Source organism: Pantoea sp. 9140 (genome assembly GCF_000745295.1).
GTDB lineage: Bacteria > Pseudomonadota > Gammaproteobacteria > Enterobacterales > Enterobacteriaceae > Pantoea > Pantoea vagans.
Genome location: NZ_JQNO01000001.1, coordinates 3494459 through 3507657, shown reverse-complemented (window position 1 = coordinate 3507657; position 13199 = coordinate 3494459). Strand labels below are relative to the sequence as shown.

Below are 13199 nucleotides of genomic sequence, written 5' to 3'. Positions count from 1 at the left end.
GGTGTGAAAAGGGGGCCAGTTGATGGCCCCCTGAAAAGCTTAGCGTTTTTTACCGAACGCCGCAGCCAGCGCATCACCCATCGCGCTGTTACCCGCGGACGTGCTGACCGGACGTGGACGGCCTTTACCGGCGGCCGGACGTTTCTCTTCGCGCGGGGCGGCATTCTTCGCGCCGCCACGTGCATTGCTTTCGCCTGGCTGCTCATCAAGACGCATGGTCAGGGCAATACGTTTACGCTGGAGATCGACTTCCATCACTTTCACTTTGACGATATCACCCGCTTTCACCACCTGGTGTGGATCTTCCACAAAGCGGTCAGAAAGCGACGAGATATGGACCAGGCCATCCTGATGCACGCCGATATCCACAAACGCACCGAAGTTAGTGACGTTGGTGACAGCACCTTCGAGGATCATGCCCGGCGTCAGATCGTTCAGCGTTTCCACGCCTTCCGCGAACTGCGCGGTTTTGAACTCAGGACGGGGATCGCGGCCCGGCTTCTCCAGCTCTTTCATGATGTCGGTAACGGTCGGCAGACCAAAACGTTCATCAATAAAATCGCGGGCGCTGAGGTTACGCAGGCTGCCCGCGTTGCCCATCAGATCGCTCAGTGCCTGCTCGGTGGCGGCCAGAATACGCTCCACGACCGGGTAAGCTTCCGGGTGGACGGTCGAAGCATCCAGCGGGTTGTCGCCGTGGTTAATGCGCAGGAAGCCCGCACACTGCTCAAAGGCTTTTGGCCCAAGACGGCTCACTTTTAGCAGCTGCTGACGATTCTGGAAGCGGCCATTCTCATCACGCCAGCCGACAATGTTCTGCGCCATCATGCGCGTCAGGCCCGCGACGCGGGTTAGCAGCGGCACCGAGGCGGTATTCAGGTCAACGCCGACGGCGTTCACGCAATCCTCGACCACAGCGTCGAGTTTCTTCGCCAGCTGGCTCTGGCTGACATCATGCTGATACTGGCCGACACCGATTGATTTCGGATCGATTTTCACCAGCTCGGCCAGCGGATCCTGCAGACGGCGGGCAATCGACACCGCGCCGCGCAGCGAAACATCGAGATCCGGGAATTCCAGCGCCGCCAGTTCGGAGGCTGAGTAGACCGATGCGCCAGCTTCGCTGACAATCACTTTCTGTGCCGTGACCTGCGGGAACTGCTGCTGCAGATCCAGGAAGAAACGCTCGGTTTCACGGGAAGCGGTGCCGTTGCCAATCGCCACCAGCTCGACCTGATGCTTAATGCAGAGCGCGGCAACAGCGGCAGCGGCTTTGGCGGTCTGGCCGGTGTGCGGATAAACGGTATCGGTCGCCACGACTTTGCCGGTGGCATCGACCACAGCGACTTTAACGCCGGTACGCAGGCCGGGATCCAGTCCCATGGTGGCACGCATCCCCGCCGGCGCTGCCATCAGCAGGTCGTGCAGGTTGCGGGCAAAGACGTTGATCGCTTCATCTTCTGCGCGTTCGCGCACCGTACCCATCAGTTCGGTTTCCAGATGCAGCATCACCTTGATGCGCCACGTCCAGCTCACGACGGCTTTACGCCAGCTGTCGGCAGGGGCGTTATTCAGGCGCAGGTTCAGGTGTTCAGCAATCAGGGTTTCGCCGTGGCTTTCACGCGGTGCTTCGTCGAACTGCGGATCGGCATTGAGCGAGAGTTGCAGCACGCCTTCGTTGCGGCCACGCAGCATTGCCAGCGCACGATGCGACGGTACGGTGCTCAGCGCTTCATGATGATCAAAGTAGTCACGGAACTTCGCGCCCGCTTCCTCTTTGCCTTCCACCACGCGTGAGACCAGGTGGGCATTTTTCCACAGGTAGTTACGCACTTTGGCCAGCAGCGCGGCATCCTCGGCGAAACGCTCCATCAGAATGTAGCGGGCACCATCCAGCGCGGCACGGACATCGGCGACGCCTTTATCAGCATCGACATACTGCTCCGCCAGCTGCTCAGGGATGTGCGACGGATCCTGCCACAGTGTGTCTGCCAGCGGTTCCAGACCGGCTTCAATCGCGATCTGTCCACGCGTGCGGCGTTTCTGTTTGTAGGGCAGGTAGAGGTCTTCAAGCTCGGTTTTGCTGAGGGTGGTATTGATGGCGCGGGCGAGGTCGTCAGTCAGTTTTCCCTGATCGTCAATCGACTTCAGAATCGACTGGCGTCGCTCTTCAAGTTCACGCAGATAGCTGAGGCGGGTTTCCAGCTGGCGGAGTTGGGTATCATCCAGGCCGCCGGTGACCTCTTTACGATAGCGTGCGATAAACGGCACGGTATTCCCTTCATCTAACAGGCGAACGGCAGCGTCAACCTGCTCTGGTCGCGCCTGTAGCTCACTGGCAATTATCTGGCTCAGAACTTTCATCATCAGGACTGTCTTGCTTTCCGGGTTGAGAAATAGCCGACAGTTATACGGATTGATGGTCAAAATTGCCAGAGACGCGGGCGGCTTTCAGCGATAATCTGAATCGTTATTGCGGGTAGTCAATCGCATTGACATACCACAGTGCCGGACCCAGTGGCGTCTCAACGGTGGCGGCATCGCCGACCTCTTTTTTCAGCAGCGCCCGCGCCATCGGCGAGTCGATTGAGATGTAATCTTTGCGGCCAAAAATCTCATCGTAGCCCACAATGCGGAAGCGTTTGAGGTCGCCCTCATCGTTTTCAATTTCCACCCAGGCACCAAAGAAGACTTTGCCATCCTGCTGGGGGGAATAGTCAACAATACGCAGCTGTTCAAGACTTTTGGTCAGATAGCGAACGCGGCGGTCAATTTCACGCAGCCGTTTTTTGTTGTACTGATAATCGGCATTTTCACTGCGATCGCCAAGACTGGCAGCCCAGGTGACTTTTTTCGTCACTTCCGGTCGCTCTTCACGCCATAAATAGTCGAGTTCCGCTTTTAGCTTATCGAAGCCTTCGCGGGTAATAAGTCGGGTTTTCATGCTATACCGGCCACAGTGATCTCAGGAGCGACAGTGTAAGGCAAAGAGGGCGCAGCAAAAAAGAGTCGGGGAAAGGGTTTTTAAAGGCTAAAAACCCACGTTGATTTCCCCGGCGGCGAAAGGGTTGGTGCTGTGATTCAAAATCAAACCAGTAATCTGAAGCCAGTAGATGCTTAAACTTATTTTCCGGCGTGAGTCGCCGTGGTGGTCGAGGTGCCGGTGCTGTGACCGTCACCGCCGCCGCCGCCCATGGTGGCCAGCGCAACGCCCAACAGGGCTGCGACTGCACCCACACCGATGGCGTCAGAGTTACCTTTTGCAGTCGTTGTCGCTGCTGCACCGGCGGCTTCACCGGTTGCTGTGGCAGCATAACCTGGGCTGACGCTGCCTAATGCCAGCGCGCTCAGCAGTAAAATTGTTTTTTTCATTGTGTATTCCCCGTTGAGACATCGAATGTTGCCAGAGCAGTCTGGTTCAAAACGAGAGGGGCGAAAAGTTGGCTTTACTGATTGATTTAAAGGGCTTTAATTTAAAATGGCCTTGCTGATAGGGCCGCTGAAACTAATCCGAGAGGAGCGTGGGGCGTTACGCAGGTTTACTGGAATATTATGCTGCCGCTTCGCTGTTGAGGTAGATTATCTGGAGCTTATCTACAATGATGGCTGATCATTAAGTCAAATTATCTGCTAACCCACTGAATTGATTCATTGATTAAAAACTGGCTCGCTTCTGACGCCAGTGATACAGAGAAACAGGGCCTTTTTTTCAGATTTGCCGTATCAGGGGCCGGGCAGGGGCAAATGGGTTAAAACAGGCCCAAAATCACCTTAATTCAAATATAAGCTCCTGTTTAATATGCTTTGTAACAATTTTGGCTAGAATATAAACCATTAATGACTGTCACTATAAGGCATCTTTTTTTAACAATGTTGGCTCAGGCAATAGCGCCTTTGGGAGTTGAAAATGCAAGAGAACTACAAAATTCTGGTCGTCGATGATGATATGCGTCTGCGTGCACTGCTTGAACGCTATCTCACCGAGCAGGGCTTTCAGGTGCGCAGTGTCGCTAATGCCGAGCAGATGGATCGTCTGTTAACCCGTGAATCCTTTCATCTGATGGTGCTCGATCTGATGTTGCCGGGCGAAGATGGCCTCTCTATCTGCCGTCGTCTGCGCAGTCAGAGCAACCCGATGCCCATTATCATGGTGACCGCCAAGGGCGAAGAGGTGGACCGTATCGTGGGGCTGGAGATCGGCGCTGACGACTACATTCCCAAGCCTTTCAACCCGCGTGAGCTGCTGGCGCGTATCCGCGCGGTGCTGCGCCGTCAGGCCAACGAACTGCCAGGCGCACCGTCGCAGGAAGAGGCGATTATCGCCTTCGGTAAATTCAAACTTAACCTCGGCACCCGCGAGATGTTCCGTGAAGATGAGCCGATGCCGCTGACCAGCGGTGAGTTTGCCGTGCTGAAAGCGCTGGTAAGCCACCCGCGTGAGCCGCTGTCCCGTGACAAGCTGATGAACCTGGCGCGTGGCCGTGAATACAGTGCCATGGAACGTTCGATCGACGTCCAGATCTCCCGCCTGCGTCGCATGGTGGAAGAGGATCCTGCGCATCCGCGTTATATTCAGACCGTCTGGGGTCTGGGCTACGTCTTTGTGCCGGACGGCAGTAAAGCATGAAGCGACTGCGCTTCTCGCCACGGAGTTCGTTTGCCCGCACCCTGCTGCTGATCGTTACCCTGCTGTTCGTCAGCCTGGTCACGACCTATCTGGTGGTGCTGAACTTCGCCATTCTTCCCAGCCTGCAACAGTTCAATAAGGTGCTCGCTTACGAAGTTCGTATGCTGATGACCGACCGGTTGCAGCTGGAAGATGGCACGCAGCTGGAAGTGCCCCCGGCGTTTCGCCGGGAAATCTACCGCGAACTGGGGATCTCGCTCTACACCAATGCAGCAGCAGAGGAGAGCGGATTGCGTTGGGCGCAGCACTATGAATTCCTGAGCGAGCAGATGGGGCAGCAGCTCGGCGGTCCGACCGATGTCCGGGTTGAGGTGAACAAAAACTCACCGGTAGTCTGGCTGAAAACCTGGCTGTCGCCCGATATCTGGGTGCGGGTGCCGCTGACAGAGATTCATCAGGGCGACTTCTCACCGCTGTTCCGCTATACCCTGGCGATTATGCTGCTGGCGATTGGCGGTGCCTGGCTGTTTATCCGCATCCAGAACCGACCGCTGGTGGATCTGGAGCACGCCGCTCTGCAGGTGGGACGCGGGATTATTCCGCCGCCGCTGCGTGAGTATGGCGCGTCAGAAGTGCGATCGGTAACGCGTGCCTTTAATCAGATGGCGGCCGGGGTGAAGCAGCTGGCGGATGACCGCACGCTGTTAATGGCGGGCGTCAGCCACGATTTGCGTACGCCGCTGACCCGTATTCGTCTCGCCACCGAGATGATGAGCGAGCAGGATGGCTATCTGGCCGAATCGATTAACAAAGATATCGAAGAGTGCAACGCCATCATCGAACAGTTCATCGACTACCTGCGCACCGGTCAGGAGATGCAGACCGAGCGCGCCGATCTGAACAGCGTGCTGGGTGAGGTAGTTGCGGCGGAAAGTGGCTACGAGCGTGAAATCGAAAATGCGGTGATGCCGGAAGAGTTAATGCTGGATATCAACCCGCTGTCGATTAAGCGCGCGCTGGCTAACCTGGTGGTCAACGCCGCACGATACGGCAATGGCTGGATCAAGGTCAGCAGCGGACGGGAACTGCATCGCGCCTGGTTCCAGGTGGAAGATGATGGACCTGGCATCAAGCCGGATCAGCTGGCGCATCTGTTCCAGCCGTTTGTGCGGGGCGACAGCGCCCGCAGCACCAGCGGAACCGGTCTCGGTCTGGCGATTGTACAGCGGATTATCGATGCCCATCAGGGGTCGCTGGAGATTGGCGAGAGCGAACGCGGGGGCTTGCGTATTCGTGCCTGGTTGCCGTTAGTGGAAACGATGGCGCTGAGTCACAACAATGGCAGTAACAGCATCTCAAACTGATAAACGCGGCGCGGCAGCATCACTGCCGCGCCGGTTCTTTTAGCGTTGCGGACCGGCTTTCACCAGCGCAGCACCTGCGGCGTTATCTGTATACTTGTCGAAGTTATCAATAAAGCGCTGTGCCAGACCTTCGGCGGCAGCGGTCCACTTCTCTTCACTTTCCCAGCTACGACGCGGATCGAGCGTGTCACTGTCCAGCTCGCCCAGCGCAACCGGCATCTGCAGATTAAAGATTGGCAGCGTTTCTGTCGGTGCATCATCCAGCTCACCCGCCAGGATTGCATTGATAATGGCGCGGGTATTCTTCAGTGAGATGCGTTTGCCGCTACCGTTCCAGCCGGTATTGACCAGGTAAGCCTGCGCACCGGACGCCTCCATCCGCTTCACCAGCACTTCAGCGTACTGCGTCGGATGCAGCGTCAGGAATGCCGCGCCAAAACAGGCGGAGAAGGTCGGGGTCGGTGCCGTCACGCCACGCTCGGTGCCAGCCAGTTTGGCGGTGAAGCCTGACAGGAAATGATACTGCGTCTGCTCCGGCGTCAGACGTGAAACCGGTGGCAGCACGCCAAACGCATCGGCGGTCAGGAAAATCACCTTCTTCGCGTGGCCCGCTTTTGAGACCGGCTGCACGATATTGTCGATGTGATTAATCGGATAGGAGACGCGGGTGTTCTCTGTTTTGCTGCCGTCGGCGTAATCAACACTGCCATCTTCGCGCACTACCACGTTTTCCAGCAGCGCATTGCGGCGAATGGCGCGGTAGATCTCCGGCTCAGCCTGCTCAGAAAGGTTGATGGTTTTAGCGTAGCAACCGCCTTCGAAGTTAAACACGCCATCATCGTCCCAGCCGTGCTCATCATCGCCGATCAACTGGCGGTCAGGATCGGTGGAGAGTGTGGTTTTGCCGGTGCCGGAGAGGCCGAAGAAGACCGCCACATCACCTGCTTTACCGACGTTAGCTGAACAGTGCATTGAGGCGATGCCTTTCAGCGGCAGCAGGTAGTTCATGATGGCGAACAGACCTTTCTTCATCTCGCCACCGTACCAGGTGCCGCCAATCAGCTGCATGCGTTCCGTCAGATTGAAGGCAACAAAGTTCTCCGAGTGCAGACCCTGCGCCTGCCAGTCCGGATTGGTGCATTTGGCCCCGTTCATCACCACAAAATCAGGCGTGAAGTCGGCCAGCTCAGCGTCTGTAGGCTGAATAAACATGTTTTTCACGAAGTGCGCCTGCCAGGCCACCTCGGTGACAAAACGAACGCTCAGACGTGAATCGGCATTGGCACCGCAGAAGGCATCCACCACAAACAGACGCTTGCCGGAAAGCTGGCGGGTAACGCAGCTTTTCAGCGCGTTCCAGGTCTCCTGTGACAGAGGCTGATTGTCGTTTTTGCCGGTGCCCTGGTCGTTCCACCACAGGGTATCGCGCGTGGTGTCGTCACGCACAATGTACTTATCCTTTGGCGATCGCCCGGTGAAAATCCCGGTGTCTACTGCAATCGCGCCGCTCTGCGTCAGGGTGCCACGAGCAAAACCTTCGAGGTCCGGGCGCGTCTCTTCCTGAAATAGCGTGTCGTAATCAGGGTTGTAAACCACTTCCGTGGTATCCACGATGCCCAAAGCGGCAAGGTCTTGCGAGGTCAGGCCGTTAACGCGCATTTTACTGCTCCTTAAATCGGTGTCTGTTCTGCAAAGCAGAGATAGGTTGGGATCGTGCCACCGGCTGTTGTATCGGGTGCGGTGAATCACTGACGGTTTACTGCGCGTCGTTACGACAGCCTGCAAAGATAACCGGGCTATTCAGGGCATCTGCCCCTGGCTTCCGGGCGTTTGCACGATCGCGCGCAGTTTACTCTTCTGCGTTAAGGGAAAAAGGGCAGTGATCTAAAAATGCGACTCAGGGCGCGTTAAGGCCATGTTTCGAACGTTTAAAAGATGTTATGAAAGTAAAAAAAGATAATTTGTCTGAAAAATTATGGGGATAGGCTGGGGGAATCGAGAAGAGGCGGCAGACGCCGCCCGATTAATCAGTGCAGTCGGTCGTTATTCTCATGGGAGTGGCTGCGGATGGCGGCAATGTCTACTGCGTCAAACACGTAGTTTGAGCCGCAATAGTCGCAGTGCATGTCAATTTTGCCATCTTCCGCGATGATCTCATCTACTTCTTCCTGCGGCAGCGTGGTCAGCACTTCGCCACAGCGTTCGCGCGAGCAGGTGCACTTGTAGATCACCGGCTGCGGATCGTAGAGGGTGACCTCTTCCTGATGGTAAAGACGCCACAGCGCCTCATTGGCAGGGAGATCGATCAGCTCTTCCGTTTTAATGGTTTCGGTCAGGGTCGCCAGGTGTTCGAAGACCTCTTTCTCCGTGTCCTGCGCGGGCAGCACCTGCAGCAGAATACCGGCAGCGCCTTTGTCGCTGGTGCGGATAAACAGGCGCGTGGGCAACTGCTCGGAGCGCATGAAGTAATCTTCCAGGCACGCCGCGAGGGTGTCACCTTCCAGCCCGACCACGCCCTGATAACGCTCACCTTTTTCAGGGGAGATGGTGATCACCAGATAGCCATTGCCGACCATGCTTTTCAGGGTGCTGTCGTCCGCGATGTCGCCTTTGATACGTGCGACGCCGCGCAGCTCCTGATTGTTGTTACCGTTGATCACCGCCAGCGACAGCGGACCGTCACCCTGCAGCTGCACGGTGATTTCGCCATCGAACTTCAGCGTAGCGGTCAGCAGGCTGGTGGCGACCAGCATCTCACCCAGCAGCGTTTTAACCGGTGCCGGATAGTTGTGGTTCTTCACGGTTTCACGCCAGGTGTCAGAGACGTTCACCAGCTCGCCGCGCACGGCGGCATTTTCAAACAGATAACGGTGCAGTTGATCCTGGACTGACATATTTTTTTCTCTCACTGGAACGGGGCGATGGTGCGTCAGCGAAGACGGCGTTATTCATCGCCCGATAATTTAAACTTCATCAAATCGCGACGCTCTTTTTTGTCAGGTCGCCGATCGGGATGGGGCATAGTCAGCGCATTCATCTTGCGCGCCTGCGCCATTTTTTCGCGTTTTTCAATGCTGGCATCGGTTTCGTGATAGAGCTGCTGGGCTTCGCTGGCGGGACGGCGCTGCGCGGTGATACCCGCCACCACCACGGTGCGTTCATCATTGCCCTGACGCAGTGTCAGTTCCGCATTCAGCTCTACCACTTTGCCGGGTTTGCTGCGCTGGCCGTTGTAATGCACCTTGCCGCCTTCAATCATTTCCCGCGCCATCGCCCGGGTTTTGTAGAAGCGCGCTGCCCACAGCCACTTGTCGAGGCGGACCTCTTCGCTGCTTTTCTCTTTCATTACTGCTCCTGACTCAGATCAGCGTCCGGTAATCGTCCGTGGCGCGGTGACGCTGAAAGATTTGTTCAGGACGACCCGAATCGGGATTCTTAACGCCTAAACACCAGCCGATGCCCCATAACGTTGCAGCATCCAGAATCACTTCGCTATCGTCGATAAACAGCGTGCGCGGCGCAGAAAAGCCGGTGTGCTGTTGTACCGCGTGCCATAAACGCGGGTCTTCTTTCGGATACCCAAAGGTATGGGTGGAAAGTAATAAATCAAGGTGCGGCGCTAAACCTGTCTGCGCCAGTTTGACGTCCAGATTGTAAGGATGCGCGTTGGTCAGCAGAATCGTGGACTTTCCGGCGCGACGCAGGGCCTGCAAAAAAGGCAGCGTATCGTCACGCAGTGCGATCCGGCTGCGCATCGCCCAGGTCATGGCACGGATGTCCAGCGACAGCGCCTCTGCCCAGTAATCCAGACAATACCAGTTTAGCGTATGAGCGACGGCCTGATACTTTTCCGTGATGATCGCGTCGGCTTCTGCACGGGTGATGTCGCGTTGCTGGCTGAGCTGTTCAGGGACATGCTCCAGCCAGAAGTGGCGATCGAATGCCAGATCCAGCAGCGTGCCATCCATGTCAAGCAGCACGGTATCAATCTCAGACCAGTTGAGCATCGTAGTGTCAGACCCTGTAAAAAACCGGGCGACAGGGTAGCACAGAAGGGCAGGGCTCAGAATATCGAGCGCACGCTCTGCAAAGTGCCGAGGTTATGGTTGAAACACTTGTCGTAGTATTGCTGGATATCGATCATGCGCTGGCGATTACGGTGCATGCGACGCAGCGCCAACAGTCCGTTGATCACGCCGCAGGTCAGCAGCACCAGCAGCAGCAATACGGTGCCGAGATAGCGCCACTGCGCCATAGCATCCGGTTCATTGTGCAGCATGATGTGACGTGTGCCGTTGGCATCGGTAGAAATGCCAGTAATGATGCCGCTGGCGCTGAACGGCGTGTGCAGCAGCATGGCAGAAATACGTTGCAGCTCGTGCCACTGAGAGGGTGGATCAAGATCAAACAGTGACACGGTGGGCTGTGGCTGATTCACCAGCTGGCGACCCTCGTCGCTAACGATCAGGAATCCCCCTGGCGGCGGGCTGTTGAGATTTTCTGCCGCACGACGGGTTTCACGGAAAAAGAAGGTCGAGGTGGCGGTATTGACCAGATTTTCCAGCGCTTCGGCGCTTACCGGCCGCAGCAGCACATTCATGCCGTTGAGCTGACCGGAATCTGCCCGGCGCATCAGCGCTTCCCAGTCTTTAGCATTGCCCAGGTTCACCAGCGCATTTTTCAGGCGCATACAGTCCTGCGGCTGATTGCAGAGATCCTGCGTTTTCATCACCAGATCGGAGAAATCATCCAGCAGAATCATGCCGGACTTCTGAATCGCGGACGCCAGCTGTGGATTGAGTTTGGGATCGGTATTGGTTTCCGGATGCAGCTGCTTTGTCGTGGTATCCAGCAGCGCCGCGGCTTTATCAATGATGTCAGATTGTGGCTGCGGCAATGGCGTGGCGTTATTCCAGTAGACCGCCGAGCAGTCAAACGGCATATAGGCGTAACTGCGGTTGCTCTGATAGTTGTCCGGCACGGAACACATGCCGGTGCCGCTCACTTTGAGGTTGTCGCCAATATTCAGCGGCACGCTGCTGAGTTTATCGACGCTGTTGACCTCCAGACTGTCAGTGCCTCTGGCCCAGGCCAGACTGAGCTTAATCGGCATACCCAGCGGGATCCAGGTGACCAGCATGGTCAGCACTATCAGCGAACCACAGGCCAGCACCACGTTTTTCCGCCAGCGCTGGATAGGGAAATTTTTGACTTCATCCTGCAGCGACAGGAAACGTCCCTGACGCACTACCTGGCGGTTGAGGTAAATTTCGACATCCGTCACCTGACCGAGATCGTGTGCCACATAGGGCTGCCAGTGCGGGGGATAGGCCAGGTCAATAATCCCCAGCGTAATATTGCTCTGCTCCTGATTCGATTCGCTGAACAGGCCCCAGCGCTTTGGCGCGCCGCGCAGGCAGTGGATATCACGCAGTCCACGCTCACCGGGAATGCGATAAAGCAGCCACAGACTGGCCGCGATCGCTACCGTACCCGTCATCACCAGCCAGATCATCAGTGTGGTGGGCACTAACAGGCTGAAGAAGAAGAGTAAGAAGGCAAGGGAGATCATCACCGCTTCACGCGTGCCGTCTGGCCGTGACAGCCGATACTCTTCCGCTGTCTCTTTGCGCACCTGAAGCAGTTCGACATTTTCCGTTTCTGCTTTGCGGATAGAAGCGTTGGTCGACACCGGGCGCATCAGTGTCGGCAGCGATTGCTGGTCGACGGCGTAATCCACCAGCGAGTGGCCGTTCAGTGAGATCACCAGCGGAATGGACTGGGTGCGGATTAACTCAACGTAGTTTTCGTCGGTGATGTACTGTTCCCACAGCGGCGGCAGATGAACTTCAACTTCATCCAGATAGTAGCGCCATTTATGGGGATCGTCAGTAGAGAGGCCATAGCGGGTAATGGCACGGGTAACCGGATAGACATTGTTGCTCTGCGCCGTCAGTGTCAGACGTTCAGGCGCGCTGCGCTTATCGGTAGTCAGCGTGGTACGGGGCTGCTTTTCCAGCGCGGCGACATATTTATCGACCGCCTCACGCTCCTGGGCAGAAAGTTTACGGCAGGGCGGGCTGATGAATGGCAGCGGTTTCGCCAACGGCGGGCGATGCCGCATAGCGTACCAGAACCCAATACCTGCCAGGATTGAACAGGTCAGCACTATGGCCAGGATCATAAAGATTGTGCTCATGCTCTGCTCAATTCAGCCAAAATGCTGCCTTCACTTTAAACTTTCGCCTCCGGTTATGCTCACTATAAAAGAGGCATTCCGGAAGATTATATAACCCTGAGGAGTCAGACACCCGATGAAATAGTGCCAGCGTATATCTTATTGGCATTTGTTAAACCCTGCCTTGCCCGAATGGTAACTGGCACAGACTGGATTAAATATCGGTATTATCTGAAACTTATCGCAGCATATTGACTAATGCAAATTTAGTCTTACCTGATAACCAAAGGCTGTTATTCAATCGCTGTAATCTATGCAACGATAACGTCATTGCCTGACTGTCGCACAATTGCCTGTGGTTAGGTATGCTAATTCGCTCCAGATAGCCGACGCAGAATAATTTGAGGCTGATATGAAAATTCCAAAAAAACCCGACATCCTCAATATCACCGCCGTGGCACGTTCACGGTTATTCACTATTGAGTCGGTCGATCTGGCTTTCAGCAATGGGGCGCATCGCGTTTATGAGCGGATGAAGCCCTCTGAGCGTGAAGCGGTGATGATTGTGCCGATTATTGATGACCATCTGATCCTGATTCAGGAGTATGCCGTCGGACTGGAAACTTACGAGCTGGGTTTTCCGAAAGGGCTGATCGATGCAGGTGAAACCGTGAATGAAGCGGCGGTGCGCGAACTGAAAGAAGAGGTGGGTTTTGGTGCCGAACAGCTGACCACGCTGGGTAAGCTCACAATGGCCCCCTCCTATTTTTCCAGCAAGATGAATATTGTGATAGCGGAAGGTCTCTACGCCGAAAAGCTGGAAGGCGATGAGCCGGAGCCGCTGATTGTCCACCGCTGGCCGCTGAGCGATATGCTGTCGCTGCTGGACGAACCCGATTTCCGCGAAGCACGTAATGTCAGTGCGCTGTTTATGGCACGCGAATGGCTGGTGAAACAGGGGCGGCTGAATTACTGATTAAGATGCGTCACTGAATAAAAAAATGGACGACTTAAAGTCGGCCATTTTTAT

General features: G+C 55.9%; 11 protein-coding genes. 3 read left to right on the top strand and 8 right to left on the bottom strand.

The window, feature by feature from the left end; genetic code table 11:
* Nucleotides 1-39: 39 nt before the first annotated feature.
* The 3 genes from FA92_RS16330 to yjbE form a co-directional block, all read right to left on the bottom strand.
* Nucleotides 40-2367 carry a Tex family protein gene (locus FA92_RS16330; RefSeq protein WP_033784169.1) on the bottom strand — a complete coding sequence of 776 codons (2328 nt, stop codon included), beginning with the start codon at nucleotides 2365-2367 and terminating at the stop codon, nucleotides 40-42.
* A 103-nt stretch (nucleotides 2368-2470) separates the two neighbouring features.
* A complete protein-coding gene (gene greB / locus FA92_RS16325; protein ID WP_013359296.1) occupies nucleotides 2471-2944 on the bottom strand; it encodes a transcription elongation factor GreB in 474 nt (157 codons plus the stop codon).
* Between the two features lie 179 nt (nucleotides 2945-3123).
* Nucleotides 3124-3372 carry an exopolysaccharide production protein YjbE gene (yjbE, locus tag FA92_RS16320; protein WP_013359295.1) on the bottom strand — a complete coding sequence of 83 codons (249 nt, stop codon included), beginning with the start codon at nucleotides 3370-3372 and terminating at the stop codon, nucleotides 3124-3126.
* Nucleotides 3373-3907: 535 nt separating this feature from the next.
* On the opposite strand from yjbE, the gene ompR reads away from it, so the two are divergent.
* Both ompR and envZ read left to right on the top strand, forming a co-directional pair.
* Nucleotides 3908-4627 carry a two-component system response regulator OmpR gene (ompR, locus tag FA92_RS16315; protein WP_003853014.1) on the top strand — a complete coding sequence of 240 codons (720 nt, stop codon included), beginning with the start codon at nucleotides 3908-3910 and terminating at the stop codon, nucleotides 4625-4627.
* The gene (gene envZ / locus FA92_RS16310; RefSeq protein WP_013359293.1) at nucleotides 4624-5991 is read left to right on the top strand and encodes a two-component system sensor histidine kinase EnvZ; all 1368 of its coding nucleotides are present in this window, start codon (nucleotides 4624-4626) and stop codon (nucleotides 5989-5991) included. The genes ompR and envZ overlap by 4 nt, the downstream gene beginning before the upstream one ends.
* Before the next feature lie 39 nt (nucleotides 5992-6030).
* On the opposite strand, the gene pckA is transcribed toward envZ, so the two are convergent.
* The 5 genes from pckA to FA92_RS16285 all read right to left on the bottom strand — a co-directional run bounded on the left by pckA (nucleotide 6031) and on the right by FA92_RS16285 (nucleotide 12190).
* Entirely contained in the window at nucleotides 6031-7650 is a 1620-nt protein-coding gene (gene pckA, locus FA92_RS16305; protein WP_013359292.1) for a phosphoenolpyruvate carboxykinase (ATP), read from the bottom strand.
* A 368-nt stretch (nucleotides 7651-8018) separates the two neighbouring features.
* Entirely contained in the window at nucleotides 8019-8885 is an 867-nt protein-coding gene (hslO, locus tag FA92_RS16300) for an Hsp33 family molecular chaperone HslO (protein WP_033784168.1), read from the bottom strand.
* A 50-nt stretch (nucleotides 8886-8935) separates the two neighbouring features.
* On the bottom strand, nucleotides 8936-9337 hold the full coding sequence (gene hslR / locus FA92_RS16295; RefSeq protein ID WP_013359290.1) for a ribosome-associated heat shock protein Hsp15: 402 nt from the start codon (nucleotides 9335-9337) through the stop codon (nucleotides 8936-8938).
* Nucleotides 9338-9350: 13 nt separating this feature from the next.
* Entirely contained in the window at nucleotides 9351-9998 is a 648-nt protein-coding gene (gene yrfG, locus FA92_RS16290) for a GMP/IMP nucleotidase (RefSeq protein ID WP_033784167.1), read from the bottom strand.
* 56 nt (nucleotides 9999-10054) lie between these two features.
* Nucleotides 10055-12190 (bottom strand): intracellular growth attenuator family protein, encoded by a 2136-nt coding sequence (locus tag FA92_RS16285; protein ID WP_033784165.1) that lies wholly within the window; start codon nucleotides 12188-12190, stop codon nucleotides 10055-10057.
* Nucleotides 12191-12581: 391 nt separating this feature from the next.
* Here FA92_RS16285 and nudE point away from each other — a divergent pair, with 391 nt between their 5' ends.
* Nucleotides 12582-13145, top strand: coding sequence for an ADP compounds hydrolase NudE (gene nudE / locus FA92_RS16280; RefSeq protein ID WP_033784164.1), 564 nt, complete (start codon nucleotides 12582-12584; stop codon nucleotides 13143-13145).
* Nucleotides 13146-13199 lie beyond the last annotated feature (54 nt).

Coding starts and splice junctions, on each gene's coding strand:
- greB (WP_013359296.1), bottom strand. CDS start 2,944: ATGAAAACCCGACTTATTACCCGCGAAGGCTTCGATAAGCTAAAAGCG.
- yjbE (WP_013359295.1), bottom strand. CDS start 3,372: ATGAAAAAAACAATTTTACTGCTGAGCGCGCTGGCATTAGGCAGCGTC.
- nudE (WP_033784164.1), top strand. CDS start 12,582: ATGAAAATTCCAAAAAAACCCGACATCCTCAATATCACCGCCGTGGCA.
- pckA (WP_013359292.1), bottom strand. CDS start 7,650: ATGCGCGTTAACGGCCTGACCTCGCAAGACCTTGCCGCTTTGGGCATC.
- FA92_RS16330 (WP_033784169.1), bottom strand. CDS start 2,367: ATGATGAAAGTTCTGAGCCAGATAATTGCCAGTGAGCTACAGGCGCGA.
- envZ (WP_013359293.1), top strand. CDS start 4,624: ATGAAGCGACTGCGCTTCTCGCCACGGAGTTCGTTTGCCCGCACCCTG.
- hslO (WP_033784168.1), bottom strand. CDS start 8,885: ATGTCAGTCCAGGATCAACTGCACCGTTATCTGTTTGAAAATGCCGCC.
- FA92_RS16285 (WP_033784165.1), bottom strand. CDS start 12,190: ATGAGCACAATCTTTATGATCCTGGCCATAGTGCTGACCTGTTCAATC.
- ompR (WP_003853014.1), top strand. CDS start 3,908: ATGCAAGAGAACTACAAAATTCTGGTCGTCGATGATGATATGCGTCTG.
- yrfG (WP_033784167.1), bottom strand. CDS start 9,998: ATGCTCAACTGGTCTGAGATTGATACCGTGCTGCTTGACATGGATGGC.
- hslR (WP_013359290.1), bottom strand. CDS start 9,337: ATGAAAGAGAAAAGCAGCGAAGAGGTCCGCCTCGACAAGTGGCTGTGG.